The 20,545-nt window shown below is 44.5% G+C and carries 9 protein-coding genes; all 9 read right to left on the bottom strand.

Going from position 1 to position 20,545, the window contains the following annotated elements:
- Positions 1 to 51: 51 nt before the first annotated feature.
- Positions 52 to 708: a 4'-phosphopantetheinyl transferase family protein gene (locus AAG747_RS27390; RefSeq protein ID WP_346824452.1), complete on the bottom strand. Its 657-nt coding sequence runs from the start codon at positions 706 to 708 to the stop codon at positions 52 to 54.
- A 14-nt stretch (positions 709 to 722) separates the two neighbouring features.
- The gene (locus AAG747_RS27385) at positions 723 to 1,439 is read right to left on the bottom strand and encodes a thioesterase II family protein (RefSeq protein ID WP_346824451.1); all 717 of its coding nucleotides are present in this window, start codon (positions 1,437 to 1,439) and stop codon (positions 723 to 725) included.
- Positions 1,440 to 1,602: 163 nt separating this feature from the next.
- Positions 1,603 to 2,682 (bottom strand): serine hydrolase domain-containing protein, encoded by a 1,080-nt coding sequence (locus AAG747_RS27380; protein WP_346824450.1) that lies wholly within the window; start codon positions 2,680 to 2,682, stop codon positions 1,603 to 1,605.
- A 156-nt stretch (positions 2,683 to 2,838) separates the two neighbouring features.
- Entirely contained in the window at positions 2,839 to 4,485 is a 1,647-nt protein-coding gene (locus tag AAG747_RS27375; RefSeq protein WP_346824449.1) for a cyclic peptide export ABC transporter, read from the bottom strand.
- A gap of 47 nt (positions 4,486 to 4,532) precedes the next feature.
- The gene (locus AAG747_RS27370) at positions 4,533 to 12,086 is read right to left on the bottom strand and encodes an amino acid adenylation domain-containing protein (protein WP_346824448.1); all 7,554 of its coding nucleotides are present in this window, start codon (positions 12,084 to 12,086) and stop codon (positions 4,533 to 4,535) included.
- 108 nt (positions 12,087 to 12,194) lie between these two features.
- Positions 12,195 to 12,920, bottom strand: a complete 726-nt coding sequence (locus AAG747_RS27365) for an aspartate/glutamate racemase family protein (RefSeq protein ID WP_346824447.1) — start codon at positions 12,918 to 12,920, stop codon at positions 12,195 to 12,197.
- Complete coding sequence (gene asnB / locus AAG747_RS27360; RefSeq protein WP_346824446.1) at positions 12,917 to 14,833, bottom strand: asparagine synthase (glutamine-hydrolyzing); 1,917 nt, start codon at positions 14,831 to 14,833, stop codon at positions 12,917 to 12,919. The genes AAG747_RS27365 and asnB overlap by 4 nt, the downstream gene beginning before the upstream one ends.
- 98 nt (positions 14,834 to 14,931) lie before the next feature.
- Positions 14,932 to 19,413 carry an amino acid adenylation domain-containing protein gene (locus AAG747_RS27355; protein WP_346824445.1) on the bottom strand — a complete coding sequence of 1,494 codons (4,482 nt, stop codon included), beginning with the start codon at positions 19,411 to 19,413 and terminating at the stop codon, positions 14,932 to 14,934.
- 45 nt (positions 19,414 to 19,458) lie between these two features.
- Positions 19,459 to 20,523: a TauD/TfdA family dioxygenase gene (locus tag AAG747_RS27350; protein WP_346824444.1), complete on the bottom strand. Its 1,065-nt coding sequence runs from the start codon at positions 20,521 to 20,523 to the stop codon at positions 19,459 to 19,461.
- Positions 20,524 to 20,545: the final 22 nt, after the last annotated feature.

Raw genomic sequence — 20,545 nt, 5'->3', positions numbered from 1 at the left:
AAAAAAATGACTCGTAAATGGATTCTTCCGGCAAGACAAATCCTCCGGACATTAAGTATCAAATAACAACTCTTCCACAGTACTGATTTTCTTTAGTTGTGCTTTTTGAGTATTTTCACAAGCCAAATGGCAGGCATATCCTTTGGCTATGGATAATGGTTTGAGTTCATATAGTACCTTATTCAAACAAACTTTAGTTCTCAAGGTGTCAATTTCTTCAAGTGGGTTCATTAAGCCTTTTCCATCGGCTTTCACGATTGCTTCCTTGCGGGTCCAGATTTCATAAAACCGGCTTGTTTTGAATGCCGGTTGTTGACAAATATATGCCCACTCCTTGGTGGTATATACTTCACGAAAGTCATCGACCCTGGTTTCCTTACACACTTCTAAATCAATTCCAACATTGTAATCACTTGAAATGGCACAGACGACACATCCCTCCGAATGGCTTATATTGAAGTAAGGCCCCGAGGTGAAATAGGGCTTATGGTAGGGGGTATACTTCAAGGTAGAAAGATCCGGGTCGAATGCATTTTTGCGCAGACCATAGTGCAAGAGTAATTTTCCCAGTATGCAGGCTTGCCTGTCTTGCCAGCGAACAAATTTTCTTGCTTTTACTGCCTCATCGAAAGGCAATGGCTTCAAAGAAGCCTCAAACAAAGAAGTTGGCCATTCTTTCACATAAAAACTATAATATATCCGAAACATTTTTAAATGGTTTTTTATAGGAGGGGCTGTTCAACCATAACTTTTTCAAGTGCGGCTTTTATGATAGAAACGATTTCCTTTTCATGTTCATAAATGAAAAAATGTTTGCCGGAGAAAGCCCGGTAAGAAAATCTAGTGCTTGTTTCCTTTTGCCAGGCCATTGCTTCTTCCTCCGTAATATCCTCTTCTTGCCCTTTAAAGGCGTAGAAAGGAACCGGTAAGGGAGCCCTGTCTTTGGGATATTGATAGGTTTCAAGGATTTGGAAATCCGCTCGTAAAATAGGCTCCATAAAGGCCATTAGCTCTGCATTGAGCAATATTTCATCCTGGGTTCCTCCATAGGATTTCAGCTCTTTGTAAAACTCTTCCTGAGGCAGTTGATAACGAAGGCTTTCCGTTGCCCTATCTACAGAAGGGGCTGTAGAGCCAGACAGAAAGAGATACAAAGGCAATGGCTTTTGATTTTCCATTAATTTCCTGGCCACCAGGTACGCAAGGTGACAACCCAAACTATGGCCATAAAATACAAAAGGTTGATGGATATAGCGTAGCACTTGATAGTATAAATCTTCAACGGCCTCATGCATGCTGTAAATTAAACCTTCCTTGATTCTACCACCCCGGCCGGGGAGTTCCAAAGGTAAACTGGTAAAATCGCCTTGTAAATAAGGTTTGAAAGAGTGATAAGAGTATTTACTGGCTCCTGAAAAAGGGAAATATAGTAAATTCATAAGCAAATGACTTTTTAAAGGATTAGACAATTTTGATTCTATCAAATAGGCTTGTTGTAATGGTTTAGTATGTTTTATTTAAATAGATGAAATACAGGTTTTTGTATAAGGTTTATTTAAGTGATGATACACCCGATTTGAGCGAATACGGAGTAGAATGTTCCTACAGCTTTTCCAATTGGTATTCTTTACCAATGACAAAGACGGCATCCTCACCTAACAGCTCCCCGGCAATCTTAAAGAGTAAATTTCCGGCATGGTCATGGTTATCCTCAATGGTTACATTTGCCATGACTTGGATATACAGTTCTTTTTCCGGAAAATAGAGATAGCGGGTATGTACACCGCTGATGTCTCCTCCGTTCCAAAAAAAACGATGGGTACCCATCTGTCCGGACATAAGGCTAAACCCCCGGTGCTCAGGGCTCAGGCTTCCATCGGTTAACCGGGCTACTTCACAGGCCATCGTAAAACTTTTCGGGCTTAATAGCTTCCCTTGATACAGCGCTTGATGCCAGGTATAAAGATCCTCCAAGGTACTGACCACACTGCCCGAACCATACGTCTGGCTCGGGTGGATTTTTACTGTGGGGGTGATTGAGTCTTTCCTTTTATCATAACCTGATGCAGTATTTTTATCCGGAGCGGTATTTAGCAAGCTGTAGGAATGCTCAAGCTCCAAAGGTTGAAAAAAAGTTTTTTGAAGATGCTCTGAGTAACTGCCCTTCGAAAACTGCTCTATCACCTTTGCCAGTAATGCATAGTTTGAATTACTGTATTGGTACCGTGTGCCAGGAGGGAATTCCAGCGGATCATTTTTAAAATACCGGATAAGTTCATCGGGCGAAAATATACGGTCTAATTTGCCGGGAATATGATTGGCTTTCTCAAAATAATTTTTAATTCCACTGGTATGACTTAATAAGTGTTTGATCGTGACTTGACTACCAAAAGGGAGACCTTCCACAAACCGGCCAATGGTGTCGTGTAAGTGCAATTTATCTTGCTCAACAAATTGCAAGATGCTAACCATGGTAAACTCCTTACTTACAGAGCCAACTGGGAACGCAGTTTGCCGGGTAAGTGGCCGGTTTTCCTCCATATCTGCCAATCCAAAAGCTTTGTCAAAGAGGATTTGACCGGAAGAATAGATCCTGATTAACATTCCGGGCTCCCGGTTGGCGACAAATGGTTGAATAAGCGCATTCACGGCATTTTTATCAAAATCAATTTTTCTCGGCATTTTCAAAGAATCTTTAAAGGCTAAGGAAATATACAGCACTAAAAAAAGGCTTAAGCAGAAGGTTATGACTTTTGTCTTTCTAAAGCGGCTTTTTACAACTTTCATCGGATTGATTTTAGGGTGGAAGCAATAGGAAAAATGACCCCTTGTACATGCTTATAAGTATTCGACTATCCCGGATTTATTTAAGGAAGCGCTCAAGGTTACCTTTTCAAGCTTCCCTTCGTACATTTTGTAGACCTTATCCGCCAGGTGGTAGTAATTGTCATCGTGGGTGATGGCTGCGACAGTAAATCCCTCTTGCTTTAGATACGGTAAGATTTCCTGGTAGAATTTCCTGCGGAAATAGGGGTCTTGATCGGCGGCAAATTCATCCAGAATCAGTATGGGTTTCTTTTCCAACATGGCCGTAACCAAGGCTAATCTTTTGCGTTGTCCGGTTGAAAGTTGGGTAGTGTTAAACCCGTTTTCCTGGATCAGCACTTTATGGTCCAGCTCAAAGAGCCGGAGGTATTCCAAGGCTTTATTCCGGTCAAAACCATTCATTCCATAAGCCCTTTCAAATAAGTGAAAGTCGCTGAATACCGGGGAAAAGAGTGCTCTGTATTCGGCAAATTGCTCGGGAACGATGGCTTGCTCATTGACTTTGATTTGCCCTTGGTCAGCCATAAACAAACCGATTAGAAGGTTGATAAAGGTCGTTTTTCCACTCCCGTTCCCTCCAAAAATAAATACCACATCCCCTTGGCGGAGTTCGAATTGATTGGGACCAACTGTAAAAGGCAGGTCTCCGGGTTCGGCTTGATATTGATAAACCATGCTTTCTACTTCCAGGGATTGGAAATCCATCTGTTGCGGTGCTTCGTTATATCCCAGGTCTTTGTCTTTTAAGGTTTCTTGTAAAGAACCCAGGCGGTTCAGGCTTATCTTGGCTTGGGAAAGGCTGGGCATCATCAGTACAATCGTTTCAATAGGGCTCCAGATGTATAGAAGTACGAAAACAAAACTAATGACTTGGGCACGTTCCACACTTACTTGATTACCGATAAACATTAACAGGGAACCAATGAAAATATAAAAAGCCATTTGCCCGGTAATCCGGTTGTTGAGATGAAAAACAAGGGCTTTTTTGTTTAGTACAACAGCTTCTTGCAAAGCGGGTTTCATATGTTGATCGCGAATGTCAGCACCCTTTTTTCTGGCAATAATCACTTCTTTAAATCCACTCAACAATTCATTGAGGTTTCTGACGAATTGATCATCCTTAGACATTGCTTGGTTGAACAAGCCTACCGCTTTTTTTTCGCTGATGGCGTACACCACCAAGGCAAAACACAGCATAAGGCTAAAGCACAAAAGTAATTTCCAGGAGAGGATACCCATATAGACCAAACATAAGACGACCAATATGGAGTTGGTAAGCAAGTCTACCATATTAATACTGGCATTCACAATATTATTGGTATCGCGCGTCAGGGCCGTGTAAACCTTTTCCTTATGTTTTACAAGCGGATGAAAAGGAGATTTGAGTACCATTTCTACTACTCGCAAGCGGATTTTGAAAAGCAAGTCTTGCATAAATCCGACCATGCCATAAGAGACCAACCAGCGGCTGATAAAGAAGAGCGCAACCGCTCCGGCAAAATAGGAGAGGTAGACCCCGGTATCGGACCGGGTATCCTCTACATATTTCGCTATGACTTCATTAATGAGGTAAATGATGGCGGTATTGGCTACGGCTGCCACGATCCCCAGTAGTACAAAAGAGATGTATTTGCCGGTATGTCCTTTTAGTAAATTCATACGATTGTGATTAAAAAAAAATGTTAAATAGCTTGAAAAAGAGGGTTTTAGATGCTTTGTGGACTCCGGTCCGATACGGACATAAGTATATCAGAAAATCCTCGAACCCACCTCTCCGCTTCTTTGATAGTGACCTCTTTGGGGTGGAAAGTGGCATTGATCTGTATGCCGTCGGCAAAATGGAAAATATCTACCCAATACTTTGCCCGGGTCTGTATGGTAACTTCTTTTGTTTGAATCTGATTTCGCACTCCACTGACTTTGGATTCGGACAGGTACTGATAATTGTGATAATTGAGCCCGGCTACCGGATGAAAATCGTTGGGCGCTTGAAGTTGGTCCAAAAGGTGTTCATAAGGATACATTCCATGGACCAATTCCCGGGCAAATTGTTGTTGGGTATGGCCAAGGAGTTGTTCGAATGGCAGGGAGGTTTCACCGGCTTGATAGGGGTGTAGAAGGATATTGGTATAAAAGCCAATACTTTGTTCATTATCAATGGCATCGTACAGCTCATGACTACGCAGACTTACCGGCAGGGCAATTAAGGTATTGCCATCCTGATCCGATAGATTTTGCTTAAGAGCCGACAAGAAATAGACTGCAGGGCTGGTTCCTTCTATCTTTAAATACCGGTTGATTTCATCAGTGAGGTCCTGATCCAATATTGTAGTAGCCCTGATACAAAAGTTAACAGGAGGCAGGCTCCGGAAGGAGTAGTCCGACAAATGTTGCTGCCAAAAATTAAAGCCACCCCGGCCTTTTCGGCTTTCCAGGTAATGTCGTTGTGCATTGACAAAGTCACTGTACTGGCTGGAAGGTGGGGCAAGGGTAGGTTTTTGGTTTTGCAATGCAGCTTGGTAGAAATCGTTCAACTCAGCCTGAAGGATCCCTTGGGAATAACCGTCAAAGAAAAGGTGAGACAGTAGCATGGTCAGTATATACCCCTCTTCTGATTCGATCACGCTGACTTCCCATGGCCGGGATGGTGAGACAAACACCTGCATTTCTGCACGCTGTTGTTCGATTAGATCTTCTATTGGGACACTTCCGGTATAGGTATCCCATTTTAGAGGCACCTCATAGGGTTGGATCTTCAAGTAAGGAAGGCCTTTGTAAGTTGCTACGGTACTGCGTAAGCTCTCATGCCGCTCTTGTAGCCAACGAAGGGCTTGCATAAAGGTATTTTTATCAAAGGTATCGAAACGGTACGGGCCGATTTCGGAAAAATCCCCGACTATTCTCCGTCCGCTATAAAAATTCAATTGGTTGAAGGACAGCTCATGTAATTTTTCAGCTTTCCACTCTTCTAATATGTCTAAAAGGGTTTCCAGATGTGTTTGGTATTGTTTGGCAAATGTTTGAATGCTTGTTTTATTCCACCTCTTTTGAGCGTATCTAACGGAGAAGTGTAGTTGCCCTTGCGAGATTAATCCCGAAAGCTCCAGTTCGTGAAAGCGCTCTATTAGAGGATGTACTTCGCTTCCCTTTTCTCCCATCATTATTTTCATTTGCCCTTCGGAATCCGTTTCGATAGAGTCATCAAAGTGTCCTAAAAAATTGAAGCTTATTTGAGATGTTGGGCTAGGTAACTCCTCTTGGGTTAAGTATTTGAACATACCGTAACAGGCTCCCCTTAAAGGTATTTGCCGTAACAAGTCGCGTACCTGGCTGAGGTATGGAATGATGGCATTCTCATTCCGGGAAGGCAAAATAAGTGGGAAAATACTGGTAAACCAACCGCTTGTCCGGCTGAGGTCTGTTACATCGGAGAGTTCCTCGCGTCCATGACCTTCCATGGTCACTGGGTAAGAACCCTCTCCGAAACTTGCTTTCAGTGCCAGGCCTAAGGCGGCTACCATTACATGATTTACTTCCAGAAAATCCATACAGGAAGCGACCTCCTGCAATTGTTGTGTTTTTTTATGAGAAAGGCTGAAAGAGATAGAATGCGCTTCCGAAACCGTATTTTTCTGATCAGGGTATTCGACCGGAAGGGTACGTAGGGATTGAGCGGTGTTTCTTTTCCAAAAATGCAGATCGTTTTGACCGGCTTCACTCTTGATATATTCAAACTGCTCCCTAACGAATTGCCGGAAAGGTTCTGTTTTTGTGGGCAACTGAGGGAGGTTGCCATGGGTAATTTGTTGGTAAAGTATGCCGAGGTCTTCAAAGAGGATGCGCCAGGAAACGCCATCGATCACCAGATGATGAATGGCTAACAAGAGGGTATCACCATTGGTATCCCGGAACAATCCGGCTTTTAGTAACGGCCCTTGTTCCAGGTTCAGCGATGCCTGTAGGGCATTTGCTTCTCGGATAAAGACTTCTTCCTTCTTTGGGGAGGCAATTAGGTTAATTTCTTGAATTTCCAAAGGCGGAATATTTTCCCGTATGAAGTGTTCCCATTGTCCCTTATCATTTTTGCGAAAGCAGGATCGTAAAATATCATGATGTTGTAACAAGGAGTTGAGCACTTTGCCAATGACTTCTTTATCAAATCCTTTGGGATGAAAGATCTTTACGGATTGGTTGAAATGATGCAGGTAAGGCTCATCCACCTTTTCAAAAAAATGACGGATGACGGGAGATAATGCTACATGACCTGTTGCGGTAGCTGGTGCAGTTCTATTCTCTTGTTGAGGAATTCGAACAATTTTGTGGGCTACCTCTTCCACGGTGGGGCCACTCATAAATTGTTTGATCGTTAATTTATAGTCCTTCGCTTTCAACCGGGAGATAAATTGAATGGCTTTGATAGAATCCCCGCCTAATTCATAAAAATTGGAACTAGTAGCCAGTTGTTCTTTTTTGAGAAGTTCACGCCAAAGTGCTACGATCAGGGTTTCTTTTTTTGTCAAAGGCCTTTGGCTACTTTCCGCTTCAACGGAAGGTAATCCCATGTTTTGAAGCGCTTGCCGGTCTATTTTATTACTTTTGTTGATAGGCATGTCGTCAAGCATTACAAAATAACGCGGAAGCATATAAGCAGGTAAAAATTGACGCAAATAGCTCTTCAAGGCTATCAGATCCGAGGTATCGGCTACTAAGTAGGCCACCAGGAAGGTGTCGGCTTCTTCTTTGCGGGGCAGTACCATTGCCTCACGGATGGCTTCATGGTTTAGCAAGACATTGATAATTTCCTGTACCTCCACCAAAAATCCACGGATTTTAAGCATGTCATCTTTCCGGCCTATATATTGGATATGCCCTTCTTCGGTCCATTTGCACAGGTCTCCGCTAAGGTAATGACGTTGGTTTGTCGTCTTATCGGTGAGGTATTTTTGGGTATTTAACTGTTCGTTATTACAATACCCTTGTGACAGTTGCTCTCCACTTAGCCATAGTTCACCTATATTTCCTAAAGGAACTGACTTGCCGTTTTCATCCCTGATGGAAGCAACAACGGTGTCAAGGGGTTTGCCGATAGGCACGTTTCTGTTTACCTGTCGGGAATTAAAATGGAAGAAGGAACTGTAAACGGTATTTTCAGCAGGGCCGTAACCGTTGTAAAGTGCTGCCTTGTATTTTTTTGCAAATTGCCGGAAGTGTATAACCGAGGCCGCTTCTCCACCGGTAATGACCAACCGTAGCTTGTGGAAGCCCTGGAAATCCAAATCTACAAGGGTGTTGAATAGAGCTGTGGGTAGGCTTGCCCGGTTGACATCGTACCTTTCATAAACTTGCTCAAGTCCTTCAAGGTCCAAGTCTTTTTCTTGATCAAGAAGAAGGAGAGAGGCTCCGTTGAGCAGACAACCGAAAATATCGTGCACGATCATATCGAAGGAGAAAGAGGCAACCGAAACGAGCCGGTCTTCCGGGGTCACTTTTACCTGGGGTATTCTTTGCATCCCTTCGGCTAATGCAATGACATTTTGTTGGCTGATCATTACCCCTTTGGGCTTTCCGGTTGATCCGGAGGTGTAGCAGATATAGGCCAGTTCATTTGCCGCGACTGCGGGCATGGCTTGCCCTTTTCCTTTTATTATGCCTTGTCGGATAGGGATAAGATTCGGAACCTGCCAATTATTGAAATCCAGTTTGTCATCGGTCAGTACGGTGGTGACCTCAGCGTTTCGCAGGATATAATTTCTTCGGGATTCGGGTAATTGCGGGTCTAAAAAAATATAAGCCATCCCTGCTTTGAGTGCGGCCCACATGGCCACGATACTCCGGTGATGACGCCTTCCGGAAATTCCCACCAACTCGGAAGAAGATGTCTTTTGGGAGTGGAGAAGCTGGGCTGCTAACCCGTCACTTTGCTCATCAAGTTGCCGGTAAGTAAGGGATGAATGATCGCAGGAAGAGTAAACCGCTACTTTATCAGGGTATTTGCGGGCTTGCTCACGGAACATCTCCACAAGGGAGGTACTTTGTGATTTAGGAAGATCCGAATCTTGATTGGAAAATTGCCGTAACAAAATTTCTTCTTCTTCTGTCAGAAAGTTGATCTCTGTTAAAGAGGTTTCCGGCTGTTTTGTAATGCCTTCCATCAACAAGGCAATGTGTTGCCCCATTCTTCGGATACGGTTTTTGCAGAATAAATCCGTATTGTATTCAAGTTTTAGGATCAATCCCTTTGCGGTTTCTTTAAAAGAGAACGTCAAGTCGAATTTACTATACTGGGCTGTTTCTCGGGCTTCAACCCATATGGCATCCTCATGTGCTTGCTCTTGGCTTTCCTTATGAAGTACCAGCATTACATCAAATAAGGGTGATCTGCTAAGCTCTCTTTGAAGCCCTAGTTCCTCGATCAGTTGGTCAAAAGGATAGGTAGAATGCTCAAAAGCTGCCTGTGTGGTTTTTTGGCTCTCTGTTAACAACTTTGTAAAACCTCCCTGTAAGTCGAATTGCATACGGAGTGGAACGGTGTTGGCAAAAAAACCAACGATGTTTTGTAACTCAGCTTCAGTCCGGTTGGCTACAGGGGTTCCGATAACCAAATCCTTTTGCCCGGTATACCGGGAGAGCAAGGTGTGTAGGAGGGCATAGATTCCCTGAAACAATGTACTGTGATTTTGCTGACACAGCTTTTTGAAGAGCGCAACGTTTTCCGGCGGAATCAACTGTTCCGTCAGGGCTCCTTTAAAGGTTTTGAGGGCAGGGCGAGGGTAGTCGGTGGCTAGTTCAAGCACGGGCAATTCACCATCAAATTGCTGGTGCCAAAACTCCCCGCTTCTGCGGGTATCCGGGTCATTTATCCGGGCTTGTTGCCATACGGCATAGTCTTTATATTGAAGGGGCAACTCAGGAAGTTCGGGAACCAAACCTTTGGTCAATGCTTCATACACTTGCAAGGTTTCCTGTAACATCAGCCGTACCGACCAGCCATCGGAAATAATATGGTGCATGACCATCAGAAGAGTGGTTGTGTTATTTCCCTGATAAAAGAGGCCTACCCGGAAAAGAGGCTCTTTTTCCATGGCAAAGGGTTTATCTCTGAAGCTGTTTACTTGATTTTTGACTTCTTGATCGGCTAACTGACTAAGGTCTTTTTGGAGGAATGTAAATGCCGCTTCCGTATCAGAGAGAATGATTTGCCGGATGCTGTCGCCCTCTTCCCGGAATACTGTGCGAAGGCTTTCGTGGCGTTTGACGATCCATTGAAGGGCTTGCCGTAGCACAGAGGCATTTACCTTACCCGTTAATTCATACTCGATCGGAATATGATAAGCCACGGAAGCTTCTTCCAGTTTACTGAGTACCCAGAGTCGTTTTTGTGTATGACTCACCGGGTAACCGGACATTTGGGGAGCCCGGGAAATCGCAGTAGGTCTTTTGGAGGGCTTTGTCCGTTCCAAGAAATCAGCCAAGCGGGCGATTGTCGGATAAACCAAAATATCGGTAAGTTTCAACTCTATGCCCAGCTCCAGTTGGAGGTCCCCGGCTATTTTCATGGCTTTAAGCGAATTCCCTCCCAACTGATAGAAGGAGTGGTTTCGCCCTACTTTTTTTAAATGTAATTCACGCTTCCAGGTGTTGGCAATTTGCGTTTCAATACCTGCCTTGGGAGGGTCGAAATCTTTTCCTAACAGCGCTTCTTCGGGAGTCGGGAGCGAACGTTTGTCAATTTTTCCATTGGCATTGAGCGGAAATGTTTTCATGAAAACAAAATAAGAAGGCAGGGTATGGCTGTTTAGCTTTTCTTGTAATATTTCCCTGATTTCAGAGATCTCCTTTTTGCCTTTGTAATAACAAATGATCTGTGGGTTGCCTTCGACATCTTTGAGGGTTTTGACGATGGTTTCTTCCACACCACTGATTTCCATCACCGCTTGGTCAATCTCATTCAGTTCTATCCGTACGCCATTGATTTTCACTTGACGGTCTTTCCGGCCGAGGATCTCCAGTGAGCGGTCGGGTAAATAGCGGCCCAGATCGCCTGTTTTATAAATGATGTCTTCCCGGTCCTGAATGAGTGGGTTTTGTACAAAGACGCTCTCGGTCAATTCCGGTTTGTGCAAATAACCACGGGTCATGTAAGGGGTTTTGATATAGACCTCACCGATTTCTCCAATTCGGCACAACCTGCCTTGATTCAATATCAAGATAAACGCTTGATCAATAGGCTGGCCTACATGCAGGATTTGTCCGGAGGGTTCCGGTACTTCACGGATACGGTGAAAGGTCTTGATCATGGTAGTTTCCGTAGTGCCGTATAAGTTCACGATTTCCACATGCTCTGCACCGGTATTTTTCCAGTGATGAAGATGTTTGGCATACAGCGGCTCCCCGGAGAGTAAAATATGTTTAAGGTCCGGAAGGGGCTTTTGTAAGGAAAGTTGATCTACACTTTTGGTCAATTGCCGGAAAAGTGAAGGTACGGTATGAATAAGGTGAACCTTTTGCCGGGAGATCCACTGTACTAATTCATGGGCATTGAAACGAACTGCTTGGGGAGGGATGCACAGGGTTGCCCCAGTCGCCAAGGGTAAGAAAATATCGCGCAATGAGGCATCGAATGTGAATTGCGTTAATTGACTGATCCGCATTCCCGGAGCGACCTGAAACTCTTTAGCTTCCCATTCGATGAATTGAGAAAGGCTTTGATGGACCCCCAGAATCGCTTTGGGGTTTCCGGTAGAACCAGAGGTATAAAAAATGTAACTGTTTGCGTCCGGCCTTTGCCCGGTTTCCGGGTTAAGGTCCTTCAAGTCCTTCCAAGACGTCCAACCGGTATTTTGGAAGGATCTGAGACCATTACTTTCACTGATCAGATGTACTGCTCTTTGTTGTAAGGGAAGGTGCTCCGCTAGCGACTGCCATTGAGCGGTTTGCGATTCGGAAATCAGTAGGGGGGCACCGGGCGTTTCTTCGAGGATAAAAGCCAATTGTTTTTTGGCAAAAGACAAGTCCACCGGCAAGTAGACGGCTCCTGCCTTGAATATACCTAAAAGGGAGGAGACCATTTGAATGCCGGAGGGGATGGCAACCATGATCGTTTGGTCTTTTATCTCCAAGGTACTCAGATAATCCGCAATTTGATTGGCTTTTTCATTTAACTCGCGATAGGTGTAGTTTTTTCCTGCATCGTTGAGGGCGATAGCATCGGGGTATTTCTTTACAATTTGTTCAAACTGCCGGTAAATTAATTTTTTCATGTTGTTTCAGGTTGTACCACAAGCCATAAGAGTTTTAGAAATGGTGAATTCTTGTATAAGCTTGTTGATGAATATTGATTATAGGGTAAATCGGGATCGTTAAAAAAATTATAATGTCATCACTTCGGACCGGTAACCAAGCCGCACAATTTCAGTAGCTGCGGTATCCAGTACATCTATGACCGGGTACGTTTCCCGGTACTCGGGCACGATGGCGCTTACATCCGTACAACCTCCGATAATAATCTCGGTACCTCTTTCTTGCATATAGTCCAGGCAGGCTTTGAAATGTTCCCTGGCTTTATGGGAAATCGTGGCGGATTTAAGACCATGGTTCATATAAACCGATTTCATAAAATCATTTTCCTGCATGTCAGGAGGGAGGGTGAGATAGTTTATATTGGCTTTTGACAAGGCTTGCTGAAAAAGGCCGGTGGCAATGGTGCCGGAAGTCGCCAGGATTCCTGCGGTACAGTGGGGCCCATACAGGTTGAGAATATGGTTGACCGTCATTTGGACGATGTTCAGGATTTGAGTTTGTGTCACTTTTTGCATTTCCGAATAAAAATGGTACGAAGTCACACAAGCCGAAATCAGGTAATCTACCGATTGCTCACTGAGGAGTTTTACGGAGCGCTGAAGTTCGGGTACCGGAGAGGCTTCTTGATACAAGATCGCGCGAGTCCGGTCCGGGATACAGGTATTGCTATGCAGTAACACCTCCAGAAAATCTTGATCGCACAGAACGGGAGACTTGTCGATGATGTATTGAAAAAGCAGCATTCCGGCCCGGGAACCCATCCCGCCAATGATTCCTATTTTCTTTTTTTTCATGCCAAAGTAGATTTAGTGATGGGTGCTGAAGTGAAGTTTTCCATTTCAAAGACATCCAGCAACAGGTTAAAAGTGATGACCACTATCAAAAGGTCGCTGTCGTAGGGAGCATTGATCTTGAATCCGGGTTGGCTGTATATCTCCTTCAGCTTTTCGATGACATCCGGATTAAAAAATCCCTGTCGCTTAATTCGCTCATAGCTGAGCATATCCAGTGTCAACTCATCCTTGTTTTGCAATAGTTGACAACTCCCCGGGGCCACAAACCCGAACTTCTGACGGTTGACGATTTCCTCCGGCACGTATTTGCCGGCGACCTGTTTGAGCAGGTATTTCTCCACCAGTTTTTTTAATTGGATTTCGGGCGGCACTGTTTTAAGAAATTCAAAGAGTCCTACATCCAGAAAGGGATACCGACCCTCCACAGAGTTGGCAAAACAAACCCGGTCACAGTGATCGGAAATAAGATGGTCTGCCAAACGTAGCTTCAAGTCCAGGTAGGAGCGTTTGTGAAAGGGATGTCTGCCCATAAGCCTTTGCAGGTCAACAGGTGATTTATGCAAACAATCAAACTCGTAGAAAATATCATTGACGGCATTGGAATAGAGATTTTGCTTGACAGACCGGAAATCTACCTGATGTTTTTCATAAAAGAAAGAAGGATCTCCCCACAGTTGTTGGCGCATTTGCGCTTCCAGCATCAGATCGAGCTCGTCCATCTGATCATTCAGATTACGGTTGCCCAAAGCATCGAGGCGGTAACCGATATAGCCGCCACACAATTCATCGGCCCCCTCCCCGGACAAGACGACTTTGATCCCCTGACTACGTACATGTGCAGATAAGGCCAGGGAACAGGTATTATAACTTTCCTTGACTGCCGTTTCTCCGTAATAAACGATGTCGCGTAGGCGATTGGAAATGTTCTTCCAATCAAAGGCAATTTCATGATGATTGCTATGCAGGTAAGTCGCCATACGTTGTTGGTGGATACTTTCATCTATTTGGCTGTTTTCCCGGTGGGGAAATGTCACTGAAAAGGATTTGAATGCTGCTTGAGGCCGGAGGGTGCGCATAAGGCTTCCGATCAAAGAAGAATCCAGCCCTCCACTGAGGTAAAAGCCTACCGGGACATCGGCATTCAGACGGTAGTTAACCGATTCGAGGAGCTTTTCTTCCAGTTTTTCTGCATAATAGCGCTCGTTTTTTCCGTAGTCGTAGTCGCCCTGTAAGGGGTAGTCAGCATCCCAGTAGCAGTGGATAGAAGTAGCATTGTTGCGGTGTTTGACATAATGCCCCGGTTTGAGGCTGTGAATGCCCTGGAAAAGCGTATGTGGGCTGACCGTTCCCGGAAAGGAGAATACTTGGTCCAGTCCGGTGAGGTTGACTTTGCGAGGGACAAAGGGAACCTGTAAGAGGGCTTTGATCTCCGAGCCAAATAAAAGGTGCCCTTGTTGTTCGGTGTAGAAAAGAGGGCATACGCCAAAATGGTCCCGGGCCAGGTAGAGGGCTTCTTGGTTTTTATCAAAGATCGCGAAACTGAATTGCCCCACTATTTTATCAAACATACGCTCAATGCCGTATTCCTGATACAGAGGAATGAGCACTTCCACATCGCAGTGTGACGTGAAGGTATACCCTTTGGACCTAAGTTCGGACCGTAGTTCTTTATGATTGAAAATTTCTCCGTTGCAAACCGATACAATACCCTTGTCAGGGCTGAAGAAAGGTTGCCTTCCTCCGGAAATATCCACGATGCTGAGTCGCTTAAACCCCATACCTATGTGTTGATCTGTATAAATAGAGGTATCGTCAGGCCCACGGTGATGAAGAACTTCTACCATGTTTTCCAGTACCACCCGGGGCACAGGTTGGTCTTTTCTGATATTAAATATTCCTGCTATTCCACACATGATTTTCTTGAACTATGTAAATCAATTTGGTTATCAATTTTAACTCCTTTAGGCCGTGTAAACCGTTAGAGAGTTTGCGGCCAATGACAGGTGAAAGGTTATATTTTCATCATTTGCGAAAGAAACGCATCTTCTTCTTTAGCTTCTGAAGCTAAAGTTTGAAGGGTTATATCCGGAAGGCATGTGACTTCCGGTAGCTGGCTGATGATGTGCTTTATATTTCTCAGGAGATGGTGAACAGCGGAGGTACTGTACAGGACCTTGTCGTATTCCAGATGGATGTGGATATGATCTTCCTCTTCAATAAAAAAGAAACAGAAGTCGTATTTACTGCTTCCCCAATCAAAGGTAAGCTCCTGAACCGAGAGCGATTCCGGAATTTCATCCATTGGATTGTAGGGTATATTTTGGAGTACGATCATCACATCGAAGAGAGGCGATCTCCCCGGTTGTGCGGGATAATCCAGTTTTTTTAACAACGTATCAAATGGGTACCATTGGTGAGTATAAGCCTCCAGCGTATTTTGCCGGATAGTTTTATAAAGCTCGTTTATTGTATCATCCGTTGAAAAAGCGTTTCTAAGTGCCAGGGTATTTACAAACAAACCGATTTGCTCTTGTAAACCGCTATGCTCCCGTCCGGCAACCGGGGCTCCGATTACAATGTCCTCCTGCCCGGTATACTTATGAAATAATGCATTAAGCACTACCATCAAACTCATAAACAAGGTGCCTTCGTGTTGTTGGGTAAATTGACGGAGGATGTTCGTTTCCTCTGCATCAAGGGTTGCATGAAGGGTGTTTCCCTCGTAGGTTTTCTTATCCGGGCGGGGTGTATCTGTAGGCATATTGAGCGGTTCGAGCTCTTCGCTAAACAATTGCAGCCAGTATTTTTCCAATTCTACACCTTCCGGACTGTTCAGCTTGTTTTGCAGCCAAACCGTATAATCTTTGTATTGAAGCGCAGGTTTGAGTAGCTCAGCTTCTTGGCCGGCAGTCAGGTTGAGATAGGTTTTGAACAATTGATGAAAAAACAATTTCATCGTCCAATTGTCACCGATGATATGGTGCATGTTGAAAAGGAGATAAGAAGAGGTATGGTGAAGTTTGAACCAGTGAAAACGGATAAGAGGTCCTTGGACGAGGTTGAAAGGCTGCCGGATATGGTGTTTAAACAGATTGTCTAAAGTTTCTTCATTGCTTTCAGGATCAACGGAAATACATTGAAAAACCTCGTTGATTTGTGGAGAGCCCAGGATTTGCTGCCTTACCACCGAGGCTTCGGTTTGTACAAAGATTGTCCGGAGGCTTTCATAAGTATCGATCAGAAGGCTTATGGACCGTTCAAGTGCTGGGAGATCAACGTGCCCTTTAATCTTAAAGAGAATAGGCATATTGTAAGCAATATTGCTGGCTTCGGATTGAGAAGCTTTCCAAATCCCCTCTTGTGCCGGAGACAAAGGATAATTCTTTTGCTTGGGCGCTAGAGGAATACTGGTTTCGCTGTGCCCTGTTTCCTTACCGGCCAAATATTCCGCCTGCTTTTCCAGAACCGTGAATTCGAAAAGCTCCGTAAAGGAAAGCCTGATCCCTATCCGTTGGCTGATGTTGAGCAAGAGTTGTGAAAAGCTCAGGCTATTGCCTCCACACGCAAAGAAATCATCGGTAATGCTGACAGGCTTTTGTTGCAATACTTCTTGCCAGATTTCCTGCAATTGCGTTTCCAAAGGATTTCTAGGGGCTACATACGCTCTTTCACGACTTGTTTTCTGCTGCCTGGCGAATGTAAGAAGTGCTTTTTCATCGGTTTTGCCATTTGTAGTCAGTGGAAATGCGTCTACTTTTACTAACATGCCGGGGATCATATAATCGGGCAACCTGTTGTGCAACTCAGCGAAGAGAGTTTCTTCTACCAGTTCTCCTTCTGTCATCAAGAAAGCGATCAGTATTTTTTGTCCCTCTAGCTCCATGACACTGATATAGGATTGCCGAACGCCTTTCAGCTGCTGTAATACCGCTTGTATTTCCGCAGGTTCAATCCGGAATCCTCTGATTTTAATTTGTTTATCCACCCTTCCGAGGTACTCAAATTCCCCTTCAAGGGTTTGGCGTACCAGATCCCCGCTTTTATACCATACGGTATGGGTAGGGTCCCAATCGAATTGAGTGAAAACCTTGGCCGTCAGGTTTTCCATTCCAAGATAGCCCTTTGCCAAACATTTGCCACTGATATACAATTCGCCTGCCATCCCTTCCTCTACCGGTTGCAGGGTATCGTCTACGATACAAAGGTAAGTTTGTGCAATGCCCCGGCCAATCAAGATACGTTCGTCCTCGATGGAAACCCGTTTTACGATACAACCTACTGTGGCTTCCGTAGGGCCGTATTCATTGTAAATTTCTACATCCGGGTTCCAGGAGTACAGGGCGCTTATATGTTCTTTTTCCAATGCTTCGCCTCCCAGGATTATCTTCTTTAGTGATGTGGAAGTGTGGCCCAGGTTTTTCAGCATAGTGATATGAGAAGGAGTAAGTTTGAGAGTATCAACTTCATTGTCAATTTCAGGGCTTAAAAACTCTTGTAATATCCGGGCTATACTCTTTTCCTGGTCGGCGATGAAGAGCCGCTGGCCATAACATAAGGATACAAACAGGGAGGTGACGGTAAGGTCAAAAGCAAGGGAGGTGAACATTCCCCAAGTGGCCCTTTCCCCTTCATCGAAGTAGTAGTGGCCTGCCCACTGCACATAATTGGATAAACTGCCATGGCTGATCATCACCCCTTTGGGTTTTCCCGTAGAGCCGGAAGTGAAAATAAGATACGCCAGGTCTTCTTCGGAGAGCGCTGTATGAACAGGGTGTGGTGAAATATTAGCAAGCAAGTCATGGTTCAACACTACAACGGGTTCATCAGGAGCAATGCCCATGTCTTCAAGGAGACCGGGTGTGGTGAGAATGGCTGAACATTGGGCAGATTCCAAGGTTTGTTTGATTCGCTTCACTGGGTAAGCCGTATCAATCGGTACATAAGCTCCTCCGGCTTTTAATACGCCCCAAATGGCGACTGGTAGCCATTCACTTCTATTCAGTAAAAGCGCTACACGCTTACCGGCTTTGACTCCATAGGTGTTTTGTAACAGCCGGGCTACTGCATTGCTTTTTTCGTCAAGATCCCGATAGCTAAGGCTTTGTCCTTGATAACGGATTGCTTCTTGTTGCGCTTTGCGCTCGACTTGTTTTTCCAGGAGTTCGAGTACGGTCTTCTTTTCAATCGACTTATCCGAAGCATTTTCTGTGGGGATGAATTGAGGTTCATTGCTTATGAGTGAAAGTTTTCTCCTCAAAAAATGCTGCCATTGTTTGCCAAGCCAGTGGATGATGGCAGGTGTAAAACGGCCTTGCTGATAATAGAGGTCGGTCTGTAAACCCTCCTCTTTCTCCAATGCCAACAGCCGTAGTCCGAAGGGTTCGCTGATATCTGTCAAATCACTGACTTGGAATGTGATTGTATTGCCTATTGGGTGAAAAAAGGTTGCCGGGAGCATGCTGATGCCATAGGCAAAAGGAGTGTCCCGGGTTTGTCCGGCATTTTCGAAACTGAAAAAATCTTCCCAATCGGTGATTGCTTCGTCTTCTTCTTTCAGCTTCTCGAAAAACAGGGTGTTTTCTATTCCGGGGCTTAATCTCAGAGGAAGCGTCTTGGTCATGGCTCCCAAAGCGTATTCCAATTCTTCATAAACCCGTTCATAGTGGCTGATGCCCAAAAGCATATTTTCCTGTTTGTCATACGCAGAGAGAAATTGAGCAAAGAGGCCGGCCAATAGTTGATAGATTTCTACATCGAGTTGTTCCGCCTGTTTTTGTAGAGCCTTGTTTACCTCAAGGGGAAATTCCACACGGTGTTTGTTCAGGTTGCAGGCTTTTTTCTCGGTGTTTTTTTCAAACGGAAGGATATGTTTGGAGAAATCCTGCTGTTCCATTTCTTTAAAAAAATGAAGGCCCTCGGTTTCCGGCTCACTTAAAAGTTCATTCTGCCATTGAGCGTAGTTTTCATAAGGGAGGGTAGTTTCGGATGTGGAGGAGAATGTACCTTCGCATACTTTTGAAAAGTCCGACAAGAAAAGGTGCATACTTTTAAGGTCCATTATCAAAGGATGGGATTTGATCCACAGTTGAGATTCCTCTTCGGCCGTTTTGATCCATAAAAGCTCCAAAGTATTCTCCGCTTTTGTCACCGGGGATTCCAGCCAAGTATTTGTCTTTTTGTGAATATCTTCTTGTGGTAAGTTGACAGCGTTTTCGCTTAGGTCCAATACTTCAAGAGAGTAAGGGATTTGTGTATTTGCTGCTTGTAAAGGAAATTCGAAGGCACCGGTTTTAACAAAGTTGAACCGTAGAACATTGTATTTTTCTCCCAGTTGTTCTATTGCTTGCTGGATGCACGGAATGTTTAACCTTCCTTTTACGGAAGTTTTTATTGCGATAACAGGGTTGCTGATTTGTGGCAAAATGCTCCAGATTCGCTGCTGTACCGGAGAGAGCGTATATTGTTGAATAGAAGTGTCTGAATTTTTGTTCATGAGTTAAGTAAGTGATGTGTTTATTAAAAGCTTATTCCGGAAGTATTAAAAGGCCGGAGAGTCGTTCAAGGGAATGTTTTGATTTTCTTTATGGAAATCCTTTTCGCTCATGGGTTCCAGCAACGATACCAGTATTTGCCGTTTTCCTTGGAAGGGCATCCGGCCATGAGCCATCAGCATATTATCCAGAAAGAGGACATCTCCTTTTTGCCAGGGAAATACAAACATGCTTTGCTCCCAGGCGTTTTTCAATTCCTCAAACTCCTGCCGGGAAATAGGAGAGCCGTCTCCGAAAGAGGTATTGAAAGGCAGTGAATCTGCATCAAGAACCTCCCGGAGATGCTCTGAAAGTGTATATTGGTTAAAGAAAAAGGCATGGTTAAACCAAACAAGCTCACCGCTATAGGGGTGGGTGTAAATGGCCTGTTTGTTCCATTCGATTCTCAGCTCCTCTTGACTTTTCCAGGTATAGCACATATGATTGCGGATGCATTCAGCTTCAACGAGATTCTTATCTTCTGTCTGAAAAACTTCTTGCCAAGAGAGGCCGAGTTTCCGGGAGAGGTTCCGCACATATTTCACCCCCAGCCGGGAGAATTTCCCTTTAAGTTCAGGGCTTAACCGCTTTAAGACTTGGCGGGTATCTGCGACCGGTGTTTCACCTTGTACCTCAGCGGGTGTGATGCAACAAAAAAGAGCTTTCATCGGCCAGGTCATTGCATAGGAGGATTCCGTATGCATTTGAATCATCCGGTCGGCAGGGTATGTGGTAGAATGATACACCTTATCCCCGACTTCGTAACGGGGAGAGGACCGCATGGTGTACTCCAAGGCGTGAAGTTCCAAATGGTCAACCAAGGACTTGAATTTTTCTTTTGTGTCAATGGCGAATCCTCTGAACAGTATTCCTCCGTATTGATTCAATAAGTCTCTGACTTCATTCTTATTTTCGTGGAGCCATGCTTGTAATAAAATACCACTCATGGTAGCCCGGATGAGTAAAGGGCCAGCGTCTTCCTGTAAAGGAGTTTTCTCCACCAACTTTTGCTGCATTACGGCTGGTGTGGCTTTGTGCTGAACGAGTCCCTTTCTGATTTTTCTGGATTTCATAGGTTGTCTCTCTTTTTGCTTT

Origin of the sequence: Rapidithrix thailandica, assembly GCF_039710355.1 — a bacterium.
GTDB classification, from domain to species: Bacteria; Bacteroidota; Bacteroidia; order Cytophagales; family Flammeovirgaceae; genus Rapidithrix; species Rapidithrix thailandica.
Note: the sequence above shows the minus strand (reverse complement) of the source record. Positions and strands in the feature narration are given on the sequence as shown.